Raw genomic sequence first — 16225 nt, 5'->3', positions numbered from 1 at the left:
TCAGCCTCAAACTCTTTCTTTCGCTAGAAGTTGGGTGAAAGATTAGTAGATATTTTTACCAAGAGTCGTTTTTGTAATGCACAAGTTGTTGTTTTTATCCCCTGCCCCCTGCTCCCTGCCCCCTGCCCACACAACGTTCGCGTAGCGTCCCGCAGGGATGGAATATTTTTTTACTTGGAAGTCCCCAAGCCAAGTTACTCTGTATCCTGCGGCTGCTCGTTTAATGACTTTAATGCATCTAGACTGCAACGCAAACGCGGCTTGTCAGGGTCAGTCAAATCTAACTTGTCCCAAGGTACTGTATAACCACCGTAGATTTTCTGCGCCCCAAGTAAATGCAAAATTTTTAACCCAATTGTCCAAGCGGATAGCCGTTCTAACACGGCAGCATAGCCGATAAGATATTCTTTAACAATCCATTCTTCGCCTTGTTGTTCGGCGCGTACTTCCTCAATGCGTCCGACGACTTTACCAGTTGAGTCTAATACTGGTTTACTCAGCAGTAATTCTAGATGAATTTCACGAGTTGTCATTATCCCCCTCCTGGAATTCGGGCGATGATGCGATCGCGCAGCCATTTTTCATAGCCTAAGGCTGGTGTTGCTTCAGCTTCAACATCGACTTCGACATCAATACCAATATCCCGCACTTTTGACCACGGAATCCGAAACGGTTCACTTTGTTTAGCACCCCATTTACTTGCAATTGCTGCTACAAAACCTGCCAAGTTGGGATTTAGGCGTTTGGTAAAGGTTGTCACTCCTACTTCAATATAAGCAAGTCGTGGTGGTTCGCGATCGCGTAACTCTATCACAATGCCATCAACTTTACCCATTTTGCGTTGATTGCGGTCAACCAATTGGTTATCAAGAACATCTCTAATAATGTCCATTTCCTACCCTCCAATAATTTCCAGTGGAATAGCAACGATCGCTAGCACAAATGTCAGCGCAATTGTAAAAATGACAACACTGTTACTAATCCAGCCGTTGCGATACTTGCCAACGTATAATTCATCGTTCATCAAAACCAAAAAAGGTATAATTACAGGCGGCAAAATCACTGCTGTAATTGCCATTGAAAACAAAGTCAATTGCAATGGATCGATACCAAATACCATTAGTAATGAGGCGAGAAAGACAAACACGGTATAGACCAAACTAAAACGTGCAGCATCTTTTGCTTTTAGATTTTCGCCCCAATTCCAACCAAAAGCTTGAGCCACAATATATGCTGTATCGAGGCTTACCTCCAGTGCTGCACCAAAGCAAGCAATCCCTAAAGATGCTGCAAATAGCACAAAACCCCAGTAACCAAAAGGTTCTGTCAACATCAGCGCCGCCTGTTCATAGCTATCAACCTGGATACCTTTGGGATTAAGTACCAGTGCTGCCACAATCAGTACTCCCAGCGATACGATACTACCAAAGCTCATCCCCAAACCAGCAACGGCACGATTCACACCGATATATCCTTCATCCCACTTATCTTCTACTGCACCAGATGAGTAGAAATAAAATAAGTATGGGCTAATCAATGCACCCAAGATGCCAACAGCAAGGTATAAGTAATGTGCAATGTCTTGTTGGGGCAGAGTTGGCAACAAACCAGAGCCAAGTTGTGTTAATGATGGATGCAGCTTAAAAGTAGCGACAACAAATGCTAATGTAATTAATCCCAATAAAGAAATACCGTTTTCAATTAATCCAAATGTCCCTTTCCAAAGTAGCAACCAAATTGCAAAGGCCACGGGTAAAGCAAACCACTGGAAACTAATACCTGTTACTAATTGCAGGGCAATACAAACACCCCCAATCTCGGCCGCTAAAACCAGAAAATCAACGACAATTTCTGCAACTAGTGGAATGATATAAAAGTTGAACCCAAATCGTTCTCGCACCGCCGCAGCTAATGTATGTTTGCTAACGGCTGCTAAACGTCCAGACATTTCCACTAAAAAGATTACACAAATTGTCCCTAAGACAATCGCCCAGATTAGTTGGAAGCTGTAAATAGATCCAGCTTCCGCAGCAGTTGCGATCGCACCTACATCTAAAAAGCCGCCGATACTGGTAACAATCCCAAGAGCGATTTCCAAAATTTTATTCATTGGTTTGCCCTGCTACTTTTCTGAGCTTATTTAGCGATCGCTTTTCTACTGCTAATTCTCCAAGTTTTTGCCGTACCTCTGAATGATTTTTTTTAGCCACAGCCCTGGACATTTCCTCTGTTTTATTTGCTAACTGTAAAACTTCAGCTAATAGCACTGATTTATCATGTTCACTTATATCTTGAGATAACTTGATTTTGTCTATTTTACTTTTTTCTTTTTGCAATTCTTCCGTGGCTCTTTTCAATGTTTGTTCAGCATATTTCTTGGGCACAGCACCGCGTATCCAAGCATCACCAACCATATTTGCTGTTGCTACCCAAGAAGATATACTTTGTGTTTCTTTATCCATATCTTCTGCGGAGGTTTTACCACTACAAGAGGCTAACAATGTCAGTATTAATAAACAATTAATTACAGATCCTAATTTACCCGGCTCTGGCATTTCTACACTCTCTATAGCCAATAAATATATTTTTCTCATTCTTTTGGCAACAGTGTACATCTCTCTAACGGAAGATTTTATAAAAAATTACTTTAAGCTGAATATTTATTTTTCAAAATGCATTGTGTTAACGGAAATTAACTATAAAAATATCCCCGACTTCTTCAACAATTTGGGGATCAGAGGATGTCTGAGAAGTATCAAATATTTGTTGATCCCCCTAACCCACGCCAGTCGCTTTACTTGGGGAGACCCCAGACGCTCGCGGACTCGCTAACGCTAGCGCTATCGCCCTTGGCGTCTCCCCTTGGGAGAAGACCGCGCTGGCTCCCCTTAAAAAGGGGGGAATAAAAGTCTTAAAGTCCCCCAATTTATCGGGGGATTTAGGGGGATCTCCAAGAGTTAGGTGTATACAAAAAAACTTTTCAGACATCCTCTCAGAGCCTCTCGGTGTTTGTAAATTAAATAGAATTGGTATAGACGTAATTAAATTTAAGATAAAACTTTTGCTGGTAGTAAGTAATTTATCCATCTATATAAAGTTCTTAAGAGCTAAAGCTGTTTAATACGACCCTTTTATTTAATGAAGCCATTCTAATTATTACCGAGTGAAATTTTATGATTTATTTAAATTACTTTTTTTACCATATCTTTGGTTATAAAAATAATAATTTTTAATTTTATTGTAAAACATTAGTTTTCATTACTTTTATCAAATACACAAAAGTATCGAACTGCACATATTGGCTATGATAAATAATTTCATTAACTAGCAATTGAGCAGGGCGAAACTTATGGCTATTAAAGGTTATAAGGATAATTTTCTATTAAATAGAGAAAAGATTTTAGATTTGGCAAATTAATTATTGAGATGTATGTTATGGTTTTTATAGGAATCAAACAAATGAAAACACAAAAAGACTTCAAGACAAGTTTGAGGCAAGCTCAAGAAAGTTTTTTTGCTCTGGTAAGTCCCCTTCAATTAGCTACATCTTTTTTTTACGAAAATCTAAAACTAGATTGAGTAGGATAGTAGCCTTTGTAACAACTTGAAGTCAATCAAAATTTATCTGGGTATGAGCCAATAAGAGTTGGCTAACCTAGCTAGAGCATTACCCACCAAAGGCAATTACTCTTGGAGTCTGGGAAGAAAGACTCTTAGTACAGCCTGACAATTCAATAGGAATACAGAATATTTATTAACTTAGTCTTGCGGGAGTAAACATTTTCAACTGCAAACTAAGTTGAAGCAGTTGCTGACTTTTGGAACGAAAACTTCAAGCAGAATGGTGTCGTTCCATAATTTCGAGGAATTTAACCATACTGTCAAAAGTCACTAAGATATTATCTAAGCCAGAGTACCAGATGTTGCCTGTGTAAGTATTATATTACTGCACTGATGTAGCTACTACTTTTAGGCTGAAATTTATGCTGCTGCATCAATCACGAAATGAGAAGCGCTATAGATGTTCTTGGCGACTTGACATCAGGAAAATCAGAAAAGTTGTAGCAACCATTTTAGAGTGGATTGCAATCTGGTTGGTTGTGTGGTTCAGGGAACAAATCTGCGTTCATTTGAATTCCTGCTGCAACCACTCTTGAGGCTTGAGCAACCATTTGGGATTCGTTATAACAACTGATAATGCTGAAGTCATAGTTTCAAAGGCTTCATTATTAGGAGATTAGATTTCTCTATCTCTTAAGCCATCGCTTCGTGGGTAAATATGTTCTGATTTTAACTGTTTTTGCCAGGGTGCGATCGCCAATAGGCTCTACTTCCCTACGACGCCAAGGGTGAATATTTCACATCAAGCTTACGACTCATCAACTAAATCATTGTAGGAAACACAACCATGACTGACGAAAAGATTAGACAAATAGCTTTCTATGGTAAAGGCGGTATTGGTAAATCTACCACTTCTCAAAATACCCTTGCAGCAATGGCTGAAATGGGTCAACGCATTCTTATTGTTGGTTGCGACCCCAAAGCTGACTCTACCCGTTTGATGCTACACAGTAAGGCTCAAACAACTGTTCTTCACCTCGCAGCAGAACGTGGTGCAGTAGAAGATATCGAACTCGAAGAAGTGATGCTGAAGGGTTTCCGTGACGTTCGTTGCGTAGAATCTGGTGGTCCAGAACCCGGTGTAGGTTGCGCCGGTCGTGGTATCATCACCGCCATCAACTTCTTAGAAGAAAACGGTGCTTACCAAGACTTAGATTTCGTCTCTTACGACGTATTAGGTGACGTTGTGTGTGGTGGTTTCGCTATGCCTATCCGTGAAGGTAAGGCACAAGAAATCTACATCGTCACATCAGGTGAAATGATGGCGATGTACGCTGCTAACAACATTGCTCGTGGTGTTCTTAAGTATGCTCACACTGGTGGCGTGCGTTTGGGTGGTTTGATTTGTAATAGCCGTAACACTGACCGGGAAATCGACCTAATCCAAACCCTGGCAAAACGGTTGAACACCCACATGATTCACTACGTACCTCGTGACAACATTGTACAACACGCAGAATTGCGCCGGATGACTGTTAACGAGTACGCACCCGAAAGCAACCAAGCTAACGAATATCGGACATTGGCTCAAAAGATCGTCGACAACAAGAACCTTACTATCCCCACCCCCATTGAGATGGAAGAGTTAGAAGAATTGTTGATTGAATTCGGTATCCTGGAAAGCGACGAAAATACTGCAATGCTAGTTGGGAAGACTGCTACTGAAGCACCTGTTTAAAGTATTGCTAAGTAAATAATGGTTTAGGGTGGGCAACAGCCCACCTTGTTCCCAATTTTTGCATTTCTTTGCTTGAATCCTTAATAGAAATATATAGCGATCGCTCGTACCCTGCAATAAACCGCTATGCATCTATGTAGAAGAGATGTTTCAAGATTTCAAAAGTGGTGGTTACAAATTAGAAGAGACAAATGCTTCTGGCAATCGCTTGATATCTCTAATCTTAATCATTTTCAACCAGAAGCTGGCACAGGGTTTGTTAACAACAATGATAGCTATACATCCCTACTCCCAAGTAGAAACATCTCGCAGTAAATTAGGAATTTCTCCTTGAGATAAGGGAAATTCTAGTAAAGTTTCTCTAATACCCAAATATCCAGATTCAGCAAACGATAAAAGCATTCGTGAAAGCGCTAGCCAAACCTCCGGTTCGTATTCCCAATCACGATAACGTGAAGCTTGACCAGCAATTGAACGTAGCGCCCAGAAATAAGAATTTCTCACCACCGAACCACCCTTCTTAAACTCTGGCAAATCTTCGTGGTGGATAAAAAGTATTTTATTTTCAATTCTGGCTCTCATAGCAATTTTAGATTTCAAATTTTAGATTTTAGATTAAAAGTAAATTTTAAGTAGGGTCATTATGGCTTTAGCTTAACGCATTATGTTGTACGGCGGTGCGTCGTATTTACCAAAAAAATGCTGTGAAACCTAACATCCTACCTTTGTAGGAAAGTGAGGTTTTGCAAATTATGTGAAAAGACATAAGAATGTAGAGACTTTGCAATGATAAAATCTCTACATTGAATACCTAAAAATTGGCGCTCAAACCCACACGAAAAGTAAATCCAGGGCTATATATGCGATTAACTCGCTCATATTGCTCACCGAGTAGATTTTCTAAGTAAACTGTCAGCCCTAAATTGCTAGTTAGAGGTATACGCCCGCTCAAATCTAAATTCACAAAAGACGGTGCAAAATCTGTGGGCTTGTCAGTAGGGTTAGCGATCGCTTCTATAGAAATGTCTGCATCATCGCTTATAGTTTGCTCTGTTTCTGGTTGAGTTTCTTCTGGATTAACTTCAATCGGTACAGATTGTTGAGATAATAATTCGGCATTAGTGGCGGGTAGCTTAATTTCACTCAAACTCGGAATATCTGAAATGACTTCGGTTGATTTATCGTAAATTAAAGGGTTTAAGACCCCTACGTCTATACGTAGCACCATTTTCAGTCGGGGTTTAAATCCCCCGGAGTTGCTCCTCTTGGGGAGACCCCAAGACCGCACTCCTCTTCGTCTGAAAATGTCTTCAATTTTGAATTTTGAATTTTGAATTTTGAATTTTGAATTGTTAATAGTATTTCTCTGCTCAATCTCACTTTCAACAGCATAACTAGGAGACGCTATCAGTAAACTTGGTAAAGGAACTGTTAGCAACAAAAAATTCTTTTTCACGTTCTCTTTCACACCAAGTCAAAACAGTCACTAAGTAGTATTGTTGCTGTAATAGTAAAATCGTGTCAAAAGACACGTTGTCATATTTCCACACTTCAGATGAGACTATTTGTCAATTCACTATGTGTTAAACTCAAGAGCAAATGCCTTTGAAGAAGGCAGAAGGTGATTCAACCCCGGATGATTTGGAGGCATGTAAAGAGCCGTACCTTGCGGGAAGATGACGCAACAGTAAGGGTTTTGAAGCCTTGCTTTTTAGCGTTGGTGCAGCCTGCTGTAGGTATCGCTTCTTGAAGCAGATTGTGCAACGTGTCGCAGACAGGGCAGTTTTCCTTCAGCCTGTTGCCCTCTACATTAATTTTTCCAACTTAAGGAATAGAGATTTTTATTACTAATGATAGAGCAAATAATACTTTTTAGAAGTTAGATTGTAATGTTAGTAATTTTAACGAATAATTAGTAACTTTAGATTTTAACTAATTATTCAAAAAAGTCGAAGTCAATAATATTTGCCGAAAAACTAAATTATTCAAGATTTACTTATGTACTTAGCTTTATGGCCGGGCAATGTATATCCTTTAGGTGCAACTTGGGATGGTAAAGGAACAAACTTTGCTTTATTTTCGGAAAATGCAACAGGGGTAGAGCTTTGTTTATTTGATAACGATGACGAAGAAATACGCGTGCCTTTGACAGAAAAAAACAATTTTGTTTGGCATGGTTACTTACCAGGAGTTGGCCCAGGTCAAAAATATGGGTTTAGAGTGCATGGAATGTGGGCACCGGAGGTAGGTCATCGATTTAATCCAAACAAACTATTAATTGATCCTTACGCAAAGGCAATTGATGGTGAGTTTAGTAACGATCCAGCTGTCTTTGGCTACTCTCTAGACGCTGAGGAAAAAGACTTAGTTTTTTCTGAACTAGATGATGCCAAAATAATGCCCAAGTGTGTTGTGGTCGATCAATCTTTTGATTGGGAAGGCGATAAACTGCTTGCTACGCCTTGGTATAGAACTGTTATTTATGAAACTCACGTCAAAGGTTTTACTAAACTACATCCAGGTATTCCAGAAGAGTTGCGCGGCACTTATGCCGGGTTGGCGCATCCTGCTGCAATTCAACACTTACTCCAATTAGGAATTACAGCAGTTGAGTTGATGCCAGTACATCATTTTCTATCTCATCCGGGACATTTAGAAGGAAAAGGATTAAGCAATTATTGGGGTTACGATTCCATCAATTATTTTGCCCCCTATTCTAGTTACAGTGCTAGTGGAACTGGGGGAGAACAAGTCACTGAATTCAAGCAAATGGTCAAGGCACTACATTTTGCCGGAATTGAAGTAATTTTAGATGTAGTCTACAACCACACTGGTGAAGGAAATCATTTCGGGCCAACGCTATCTTTGCGAGGTATTGATAATTCTGTATATTACCGTTTGGTAAAGGACGATCCTCGCTACTACATGGATTTTACAGGTTGCGGTAACTCTCTGAATGTGCGTCATGCTCAAGTTCTGAAGTTAATCATGGATAGCCTGCGCTATTGGGTAATAGAAATGCATGTAGATGGCTTCCGATTTGATTTAGCCTCGGCGCTGGCACGGGAATTATATGAGGTAGATAACCTATCAGCTTTCTTTGATATTATTCATCAAGACCCAATCTTGGCAGATGTGAAGTTGATTGCTGAACCTTGGGACTTAGGAGAAGGCGGCTATCAAGTCGGGAACTTTCCACTGCGTTGGTCTGAGTGGAATGGTAGATATCGGGATACAGTCAGAGATTTTTGGCGTGGTGTAGATGATAGTTTAGGACAATTTGCCTACTGTTTTACAGGTAGCCCTGATTTGTATCAAACAAACGGGCGCAACCCAAATGCAAGTATTAATTTCATAACTGCTCATGATGGTTTCACGTTAAATGATTTGGTCAGCTACAACGAAAAGCATAACGAGGCAAACGGGGAAGACAGTAGAGATGGTGAAAGCCATAATAGATCCTGGAATTGTGGTGCAGAAGGCGAAACCGACGATCCAGAAGTAATGCGTTTGCGCGAACGGCAACGACGAAACTTTTTAGCAACCCTAATGCTATCTCAAGGTGTCCCAATGCTATTAGAGGGAGATGAAATTGGCTGTAGTCAAAAGGGAAATAATAATGTCTACTGCCAAGACAATGAAATTTCCTGGCGGCATTGGGATTTGCATAAAGCGAACGCAGATTTATTAGACTTTACACGTGAACTGATTAATTTTCGCAATCAGCATCCAGTATTCCGACGACGTAAGTGGTTTCAAGGTCGCCCCATCTACGGTTTAGGCATTAATGATATTGCTTGGTTTAATTCTGATGGCAGTGAAATGACTGAGAAGCAGTGGCTAATTAGCTATGCCAAAGTAATGGAGATTTTTTTTAATGGGCAGGGAATTGCTACTCCAGGGGATCGTGGTGAGCGGATTATTGATGAAAGTTTTCTGTTATTTTTTAACGCTCACTATGAGTTAATTGACTTTGCTTTGCCCCATGAATTTAAAGAAAAGGTATGGGAGATAGTAATTGACACTAATGAACCTCGCTTTTTAGATCGGGGAAAATTAGTTTCAGGTTCTCAAACTATACCAGTTACAGATCGCTCTCTGATGGTATTACGTCTTCTCAGTTAGCAGTATGAAGAGAAAAGATGCTCAACTGTATAGAAAAAAGATATTTTTCTATACAGTTGATTAAAATGCTTTAACTATTTTTACTTGTAATTCTAATTAGAAAACGCAGAGCTTCATTTACTGCTTCCGAATTGGGAAACATTTTTGCAACATCAGGTTCTAAAAAAACTGTCAATTTTTCAATAGTATTAAAATTATATTCACCATTTATCATATTGATTTCCGCCAAACTCTGATTTGATTGAGGATTATTCTGTATTATAGTTGTTTGGTAAGATGCAGCATTTAGTTTACTAACTAGTGATTCCCAACTACTAACTTTGATATTAAAGTGAGCCTTTGCATCCCGTAATGTTTGAAACTGTTGCTTCAGAATATCAACAGTATAAGCATACTTCTTAGATACGTGTTTTTCTGCATTTAGGTCTGACTCAACCATATCAACTACTTCATTAATAAGTCGGTCATGATTTTCGGCAATTTGAGCAGCAGCCCCTAAAATCCGAGAAGTTGCTTGTATCTGTACATCAGTCTCTTGTTTAAGGCGATCGGCAATACTGCGAATTTGATCTCCCAACCTCGCTTTACCTTTTTTTTGCGTGGTTGGTAGTGATTTTTTGCTCATGAGTATGCTTGTTTATTCAGAAAGTATGTCTTTAATTGCCAGCCAGATGCGTTTAAATTTTTGTACCAAACCCATAGGATTGTTAGTTGTTTCGTCTTCCACCGAATCAACTAGAGATTGAATCCGATCCATACGCTCTGCTACAACGTAAAGATTATTTACTGCTTCATCCTTACTTGCTAAAGAGTCACGCAATAGCACAACCATCTGGGCAATTTCTCGTTTTAGTTTTTCATTCTCGGCTTTCCGGCGAGTTTCCCATCCCTTAATACTAGCTTTGGAACGTCGCTCATGCTTGAGTTCTGCTTTAGCCTCATTGTATAAAGTCAAATACATTTCTCGTTCAGAGTTGGCTGCATCATATTTGGTAAGCAATTCAGTTGCTCTAGCTTTTTCTTCATTGTAGAAACAGAGTGTTTGTTGATGACTTTGTTGTTCATCAATATAGAAACGATAATTTTGAGTGACTTGTTCTTTTAGCTCATTAGCTTCGAGTTGGCAAGTTTGAATCTCTCTCTGGTGAACATGAACTAGCTGGGATATTTTTGCTTTTTCTTCGTTGTAAAGGTAGAGCGTCTTTTGATGATTTTCTTGCTCATCAATATAAAAGCGATAGTTTTGAGTGACTTGCTCTTTTAGCTCATTAGTTTCGAGTTTTAGCTCATTAGCTTCAATCTGGTAAGTTTGAATCTCTTGCTGAACATGAACCAGTTGGGATGTAGCTTCCTCATTTTCTTTCGCACGTTTTTGCCACTCATCGCGTTGAGATGTAGCTTCCTCAAGATTGGCGCGAACTGTCATCAATGAAAGTTTAAGCTCATGATAAGAAACTGGTTCTTTCTGTCGTGAGCGAGGATTATTAACAGCGTTGGTATAATCAGAACCTCTGCGATCTGCGCTTTTCATTATGATAATTTAACTTCCTATGTGAGTATTTTTTATTTAAGTATAAATATTGAGTTTAGCTGAGATGAATTAATTGAAGTGTGATCTAGGTTCTACTGGTAATATGATCTGAGGTTGAGATATATTTTATTTTGTCTCAGACACTTAAATTTCCATACGTGCGCTCTTCAAGGGCTAGAGATATTGGGCTTCATAAGCAAGCTAGGCTCCAAAAGGCTAAGGAGAGCCTCTTGCTTTGTAGCAATTACAATTACGTTAGCATTGATAAAACTGGACACTTCGCAAACACAATAGAATGATTCAAGCCTTACGCAAACTAGTTACCTTCGATGAATTCGTTGCTAAATATCCTGACAACACAGGAAAACGTTATGAATTGCATGATGGAGTAATAGTCGAAAGGTCCCAACCAACAGGCGAGCATGAAGAGGTAGTTGGATTTTTAGCCTTTGAAATTACTAGAGAGTGTATTCGTTTAAATCTCCCCTATTTCATACCTAAAACAGCATTAGTCAAACCGCCTGAAAATGAATCGGCTTACTCACCAGATGTGCTGATATTAAATCGCCCTAATTTGGTAAATGAACCTCTGTGGAAAAAAGAATCTACTGTAAGCCAAGCGGAATCAATACCCTTAGTAGTTGAGGTAGTGAGTAGCAATTGGCGTGATGATTATTTAAAAAAAGCTGCTGATTATGAGGCTATAGGTATACCCGAATACTGGATTGTAGACTATGCTGCTTTAGGCGGTAGGCGATTTATTGGCAACCCTAAACAACCAACTGTCTCGCTTTACACCTTAATTGAGGGAGAATATCAAGTCAGCCAGTTTCGAGGTAGCGATGCCTGCGGCGGTAAACTACGCATTATCTCACCTACTTTCCCCGAATTAAATTTAACCGCCGAACAGATTTTTCAAGCTGGTGGATATCCTGTATAGTGCTGAAAGTCTTATAAAATAGCGATTTCCGTTACAGACGAAATTTGTTCTCGCAGATTCTTGAGTAAATCTAGAGTTTTTTCGTAGGCAACTCTCTTTCCTTGGTTTTCAAAGTACTCAGATGCTTTTTGTAAATCAGCGATCGCTCCTAAATGATATCCTAAGCGAGACTGAGCTACTCCCCGATTAACGTAAGCCTGGGGATTACTGGGGTTAAGTCTGATTACTTGGGAAAAATCACGCACTGCACCAAAGTCATCTCCGTTTCGTCCGCAAGTACAACCCCGGTTGAAATAAGCTCGATAATCGTTAGCATTGAGACGAATTGCTAGATTAAAGTCGAGCATGGCTGCTTGGGTATTTTGCAAGACAAAATGCGCCAAACCTCGGTCATTATAGATATCTGCAAGTAGTAAGCTAGTTATTCGAGGTATCTGAGTTAGGGCTAAATTAAAGTCAAGAATTGCCTCCGAGTCTTTCCCATCGCCGACACGGGCTAGCCCTCGGTTGTAGTAAGCTCGAAAATCGTAGGGTTTAAGTGCGATCGCTCGATTATGATCGACAATGGCAGCAGGATAATCCTCTTCTCTATAGTGTGCTACTCCCCGGTTCAGGTAAGCCTCAAAGTTATCCGGTGCAAAATTTATGGCTTGAGTACAATCTGTAACAGCTTGATGGTAATCTTGTAATTGGAGATAAGCCAGACAGCGATCGCTATAAGCAACAGCCAAATCTTTCTCAAGTGCAATCGCCTGGTTAAAATTCTCTATTGCTTCCTGATAATCACCGCGCCGCATCTTATCTACACCCAATTCTAAGAAATCACTCGCTGTAATTTGGGTAATTAAAATGGGTGAAGAATGTGCAGATAAAGTCAGAAAAGTCAGAGGTAAAGCAATAATTGTACTGAAAAATAATCGCCAGAAATTACTCATAATACCAAATTAGGATAGGTAATATTGTTTGATATTCTTGGAACAGTCTTTTTGTAAAAACTCTTAATCCAAAATCCCAAATTGGTATATGCATCCTGTTTGATAATTGCGGCAACTCTAAAATTAGCGGGGCTTTTTGTCCCGCTAATTGTTAATTTTTGAAGTTAGATTTTAGTCTACTTCCATCCCTTATCTGCTTGTGAAAGCACATAAGCCGCTACATTTTCAATTTGTTCAGGCTTCAAACGTTTGCCGAAGGCGGGCATGGCATTTTTACCGTTTGTAACCTGGGCAATAATCGCCTCTGCTGAGTACAAACCATACTTTTCTAAAGCGTCCTTCTTCAAGTTTTTTTCAGCTTTAACCAGATTCTTTCCCCCTGCGTGACAAGAGGCACAATTGGCACTAAATACTTTAGCTCCACTAGCAGCATCTGCTGCCAAAGCTGGACGACTGAAGGCAAAGGTGAAGATTGCTATGCCTAACAGCATGACTGTAATCATTTTTTTCATTTCGTGTTCTCTCTGCAATAACGGCTTATTCGGTTCGATATCCTCCATAATTGTCAGTTGAGCCGCTGCCATAGTCAAACGACAAGCTGTCAAACTTTGGTTTATTAAATAAAGTGTTTGGATTTTGAATCTTGGAGATTTTAGATTTAGGTTTTTTAGCACAGAGTAATATCTCACGAGAATGTGTTTCTTTACAAAATACCTAGCTTATTTATTTGTAGTAATGTATATTTTTGCTGATGATTAAAAGACAAATTTATGTACTTTTGATATGTTATAGGACTCATATTTGATTTTTGAAAAAAACTCAGTACACCTTTATTCCTTCTTAAGAGTCCCCAGTCCCCAGTCCCCAGTCTCTACGAGTAATTCAGGAATCAAATCGGATTGCTATATCAAGAAAATCATTAAAATTTAAGGATGAAATATTAAAGATGAAAATTGTCCTGATTCATCCTTTATAATTCATCCTTTGTTTTTTATTTGACAGAACCTAATTGAGTAAGCACATCTTCTGTGACGCGACAAATCCGCCAATCATCTAATATAGATGCTCCCATCTTACGGTAGAATGCTTGGGCTGACTCATTCCAATCTAAGACACTCCACTCTAAGCGCCCACAATCACGTTCTACAGCTATCTGAGCTACTTTAGTTAGGAGAGCCTTACCAATACCTTGCCTGCGATATTCTGGTAAAACAAATAAATCTTCCAGATAAATTCCTGGCTTAGTTAGAAATGTTGAATAATTATGAAAAAATAGCGCAAAACCGACAGATTGACCCGCAGATTCTGCTAATATTGCCTCTACATACCTCCGCGAACCAAATAAATGCTCCTGAAGTGCTAGAGCATTGCCAGCGATCGCGTGAGATAATTTTTCATATTCTGCAAGTCCCTCAATTAATTTAAACAGTACGCTGCAATCGGCTGGTTCAGCAAAACGCACAATCAAATCGCTACCCGAAGTCATTAGTCTATAGTCCATAGTTTATAGTCCATAGTCTATAGGCAACTGGGCAATTTATTTTGAGTATTGACTAAACAAAAGCCGAAAAAAGCTACAAAACGCCCGATTTTTGCGAATTGCAAAGCTAATTAAGTTAGGGATTGCATCTCTATCTTGAGCAATGTAATTAAATCAACCAACCTTTTAAGCGTTTGGCTATGTGAGGACGGCGCAATTTCCGCATGGCTTTGCTTTGAATTTGACGCACTCGCTCACGAGAAAGATTGAACATATTGCCAACCTCTTCTAAGGTACATGGTTCGCTGGTTGTCAAACCATAACGCAGAGAAATAACATCTTTCTCTCGTGGAGTTAACACATCACCCAAGACTTCCCAAATCTCCTGACGCATCATGTTTTCATTCATTTTTGCTTCAGGAGACAAGTTATCTTCATCTTCTAGCAAATCCATCAATTCCGTGTCTTCTTCTTTACCGACGCGGTGGTTGAGAGAAAGTGCTTGTCGTCGTAGCTGTTGTAGCTGACGTAGTTGTTGCACACTAATCTCCAAATATTCTGCCATTTCACCTTCGGTAGGATTACGACAAAGTTTTTGTTTGAGTTCCCGTTGGGCTTTTTTTAGCTTGTTAAGCTTTTCAACAATATGAATCGGTAGCCGAATTGTTCGCGCATCGTTAGCTATAGCTCTAGTAATTGCTTGTCTAATCCACCAATAGGCGTAAGTAGAAAACTTATATCCTTTATCGGGATCAAACTTTTCTGTAGCGCGATTTAAACCCATAGCTCCTTCCTGAATTAAATCCAGAAAAGGCACTCCCCGATTCAAGTATCGTTTAGCAATAGACACTACTAATCTCAAGTTCGAGCGAATCATTTTGCGTTTCGCTACTCTCCCTTGATACAAGCGATTTTCTAGTTGCTTTTCCGTCATTCCTAGCTCGGAAGCCACTTCTAGTTTGCTGGGTTCATGTTCCAGTTTTAACTCTAAAGCCGCTTGTATTTCTCTAAATTCCTCTAGAAATCTGACTCGTCGCGCTAACTCTACTTCTTCATCAGCTTTTAAGAGCGGATAACGCGCCATTTCCTTAAAAAACGCGCCGACAGCATCATCATGTTCGGTTTTGTTGTATCCCGAAGGACGAGCCGCCGCCATGTCATCTCCATCGCGTTCGTCTGATTCCAGATTTTCTACTACAATTGGAGATTCTTCTTCTGCCACTGCATTTAAACTATCGAGTGATGGTTCTTCGATATCAGCAGCATTCTCCAGTATTTCCATTTTTCCCAATTCAACAATATTCATATTTTCCTTTAGGGATTGTTGCTTTGTTTGGTACATAATTTATTTACACCTACTCGTTTGAGGCTTGGTAGTTTTCCCTAATGGACGATGCACCCGTAAAAAATAGCGAAATATAGGCTGATGCTAATTTGTCTACAGAAATAAAAATCGGCATCTACCTAGTATCTATAGGTTACAGTTATGTACAACCTATAACGAAACTGACCTTAGCACCCAATAAAGCTTTTTCTTAGATTCCCAACAGATATATTCTTCATTTTTTTCTGAATTATCAAATATGTCAAACCCCCTCAAACTTTCTCAACCTTAACAAATATAAAAATTCCAGCTAATCATCCAAATTTCTTAAACTTTCATATATTTTTCTAAATATTTATAATGTTTTAGGCGCTGGAGTCCACTGTATAAAAAGAAGAACTATTAATGGACTTACGCTTCCCCGATTTGATTTCAAGTTACCTACATGATACAAATTATAAGAGAGGCAGCTTAATTTTAGGACAATCTTACTTTGTATAAAAGCATCTCATATACAGAAAAAGTTGAATATCTACCGGTAGGCGGAAAAAGGCTACTCCATATTTAGTAGATACAACTGTTGTAGCAATA

14 protein-coding genes and 1 pseudogene are annotated in these 16225 nt (G+C 39.4%); 3 read left to right on the top strand and 12 right to left on the bottom strand.

Annotation, left to right across the window (positions count from 1 at the left end):
• Nucleotides 1-194: 194 nt before the first annotated feature.
• The 4 genes from V7K41_RS08040 to V7K41_RS08025 are packed head-to-tail and all read right to left on the bottom strand — an operon-like array spanning nucleotide 195 to nucleotide 2615.
• Nucleotides 195-533: a hypothetical protein gene (locus V7K41_RS08040; RefSeq protein ID WP_334847049.1), complete on the bottom strand. Its 339-nt coding sequence runs from the start codon at nucleotides 531-533 to the stop codon at nucleotides 195-197.
• Nucleotides 533-892, bottom strand: a complete 360-nt coding sequence (locus V7K41_RS08035) for a hypothetical protein (RefSeq protein ID WP_334847048.1) — start codon at nucleotides 890-892, stop codon at nucleotides 533-535. The genes V7K41_RS08040 and V7K41_RS08035 overlap by 1 nt, the downstream gene beginning before the upstream one ends.
• 3 nt (nucleotides 893-895) lie before the next feature.
• Nucleotides 896-2110: an NRAMP family divalent metal transporter gene (locus V7K41_RS08030; RefSeq protein WP_334847046.1), complete on the bottom strand. Its 1215-nt coding sequence runs from the start codon at nucleotides 2108-2110 to the stop codon at nucleotides 896-898.
• Complete coding sequence (locus V7K41_RS08025; protein WP_334847044.1) at nucleotides 2103-2615, bottom strand: hypothetical protein; 513 nt, start codon at nucleotides 2613-2615, stop codon at nucleotides 2103-2105. The genes V7K41_RS08030 and V7K41_RS08025 overlap by 8 nt, the downstream gene beginning before the upstream one ends.
• Before the next feature lie 1793 nt (nucleotides 2616-4408).
• Between V7K41_RS08025 and nifH the strand changes: the two genes are divergently transcribed.
• Nucleotides 4409-5299 carry a nitrogenase iron protein gene (gene nifH, locus V7K41_RS08020; RefSeq protein ID WP_334847041.1) on the top strand — a complete coding sequence of 297 codons (891 nt, stop codon included), beginning with the start codon at nucleotides 4409-4411 and terminating at the stop codon, nucleotides 5297-5299.
• A gap of 285 nt (nucleotides 5300-5584) precedes the next feature.
• Here nifH and V7K41_RS08015 read toward each other — a convergent pair whose 3' ends face one another.
• Together V7K41_RS08015 and V7K41_RS08010 are read right to left on the bottom strand one after the other, a co-directional pair.
• The gene (locus V7K41_RS08015) at nucleotides 5585-5881 is read right to left on the bottom strand and encodes a hypothetical protein (RefSeq protein ID WP_194043762.1); all 297 of its coding nucleotides are present in this window, start codon (nucleotides 5879-5881) and stop codon (nucleotides 5585-5587) included.
• 229 nt (nucleotides 5882-6110) lie between these two features.
• A pseudogene (locus tag V7K41_RS08010) lies at nucleotides 6111-6299 on the bottom strand (hypothetical protein); the annotation flags it as partial.
• Between the two features lie 998 nt (nucleotides 6300-7297).
• On the opposite strand from V7K41_RS08010, the gene glgX reads away from it, so the two are divergent.
• Nucleotides 7298-9424: a glycogen debranching protein GlgX gene (gene glgX / locus V7K41_RS08005; protein ID WP_334847039.1), complete on the top strand. Its 2127-nt coding sequence runs from the start codon at nucleotides 7298-7300 to the stop codon at nucleotides 9422-9424.
• Nucleotides 9425-9494: 70 nt separating this feature from the next.
• Here the strand turns inward: glgX and V7K41_RS08000 are convergent, their stop codons facing one another.
• Nucleotides 9495-10049 (bottom strand): hypothetical protein, encoded by a 555-nt coding sequence (locus tag V7K41_RS08000; protein WP_334847037.1) that lies wholly within the window; start codon nucleotides 10047-10049, stop codon nucleotides 9495-9497.
• 12 nt (nucleotides 10050-10061) lie between these two features.
• A complete protein-coding gene (locus V7K41_RS07995; RefSeq protein WP_334847035.1) occupies nucleotides 10062-10955 on the bottom strand; it encodes a hypothetical protein in 894 nt (297 codons plus the stop codon).
• Nucleotides 10956-11250: 295 nt separating this feature from the next.
• Between V7K41_RS07995 and V7K41_RS07990 the strand changes: the two genes are divergently transcribed.
• A complete protein-coding gene (locus V7K41_RS07990; protein ID WP_334847033.1) occupies nucleotides 11251-11895 on the top strand; it encodes a Uma2 family endonuclease in 645 nt (214 codons plus the stop codon).
• Between the two features lie 11 nt (nucleotides 11896-11906).
• On the opposite strand, the gene V7K41_RS07985 is transcribed toward V7K41_RS07990, so the two are convergent.
• The 4 genes from V7K41_RS07985 to V7K41_RS07970 form a co-directional block, all read right to left on the bottom strand.
• On the bottom strand, nucleotides 11907-12830 hold the full coding sequence (locus tag V7K41_RS07985; RefSeq protein WP_334847032.1) for a tetratricopeptide repeat protein: 924 nt from the start codon (nucleotides 12828-12830) through the stop codon (nucleotides 11907-11909).
• Between the two features lie 176 nt (nucleotides 12831-13006).
• Nucleotides 13007-13342 carry a cytochrome c6 PetJ gene (gene petJ / locus V7K41_RS07980; RefSeq protein WP_334847110.1) on the bottom strand — a complete coding sequence of 112 codons (336 nt, stop codon included), beginning with the start codon at nucleotides 13340-13342 and terminating at the stop codon, nucleotides 13007-13009.
• Between the two features lie 479 nt (nucleotides 13343-13821).
• A complete protein-coding gene (locus tag V7K41_RS07975; protein ID WP_334847108.1) occupies nucleotides 13822-14316 on the bottom strand; it encodes a GNAT family N-acetyltransferase in 495 nt (164 codons plus the stop codon).
• Nucleotides 14317-14479: 163 nt separating this feature from the next.
• On the bottom strand, nucleotides 14480-15652 hold the full coding sequence (locus V7K41_RS07970; protein ID WP_334847030.1) for an RpoD/SigA family RNA polymerase sigma factor: 1173 nt from the start codon (nucleotides 15650-15652) through the stop codon (nucleotides 14480-14482).
• Nucleotides 15653-16225: the final 573 nt, after the last annotated feature.

The organism is Nostoc sp., from assembly GCF_036917415.1.
GTDB lineage: Bacteria > Cyanobacteriota > Cyanobacteriia > Cyanobacteriales > Nostocaceae > Nostoc.
Note: the sequence above shows the minus strand (reverse complement) of the source record. Positions and strands in the feature narration are given on the sequence as shown.

Coding starts and splice junctions, on each gene's coding strand:
- V7K41_RS08040 (WP_334847049.1), bottom strand. CDS start 533: ATGACAACTCGTGAAATTCATCTAGAATTACTGCTGAGTAAACCAGTA.
- V7K41_RS08035 (WP_334847048.1), bottom strand. CDS start 892: ATGGACATTATTAGAGATGTTCTTGATAACCAATTGGTTGACCGCAAT.
- V7K41_RS08030 (WP_334847046.1), bottom strand. CDS start 2,110: ATGAATAAAATTTTGGAAATCGCTCTTGGGATTGTTACCAGTATCGGC.
- V7K41_RS08025 (WP_334847044.1), bottom strand. CDS start 2,615: ATGTACACTGTTGCCAAAAGAATGAGAAAAATATATTTATTGGCTATA.
- nifH (WP_334847041.1), top strand. CDS start 4,409: ATGACTGACGAAAAGATTAGACAAATAGCTTTCTATGGTAAAGGCGGT.
- V7K41_RS08015 (WP_194043762.1), bottom strand. CDS start 5,881: ATGAGAGCCAGAATTGAAAATAAAATACTTTTTATCCACCACGAAGAT.
- glgX (WP_334847039.1), top strand. CDS start 7,298: ATGTACTTAGCTTTATGGCCGGGCAATGTATATCCTTTAGGTGCAACT.
- V7K41_RS08000 (WP_334847037.1), bottom strand. CDS start 10,049: ATGAGCAAAAAATCACTACCAACCACGCAAAAAAAAGGTAAAGCGAGG.
- V7K41_RS07995 (WP_334847035.1), bottom strand. CDS start 10,955: ATGAAAAGCGCAGATCGCAGAGGTTCTGATTATACCAACGCTGTTAAT.
- V7K41_RS07990 (WP_334847033.1), top strand. CDS start 11,251: ATGATTCAAGCCTTACGCAAACTAGTTACCTTCGATGAATTCGTTGCT.
- V7K41_RS07985 (WP_334847032.1), bottom strand. CDS start 12,830: ATGAGTAATTTCTGGCGATTATTTTTCAGTACAATTATTGCTTTACCT.
- petJ (WP_334847110.1), bottom strand. CDS start 13,342: ATGAAAAAAATGATTACAGTCATGCTGTTAGGCATAGCAATCTTCACC.
- V7K41_RS07975 (WP_334847108.1), bottom strand. CDS start 14,316: ATGACTTCGGGTAGCGATTTGATTGTGCGTTTTGCTGAACCAGCCGAT.
- V7K41_RS07970 (WP_334847030.1), bottom strand. CDS start 15,652: ATGTACCAAACAAAGCAACAATCCCTAAAGGAAAATATGAATATTGTT.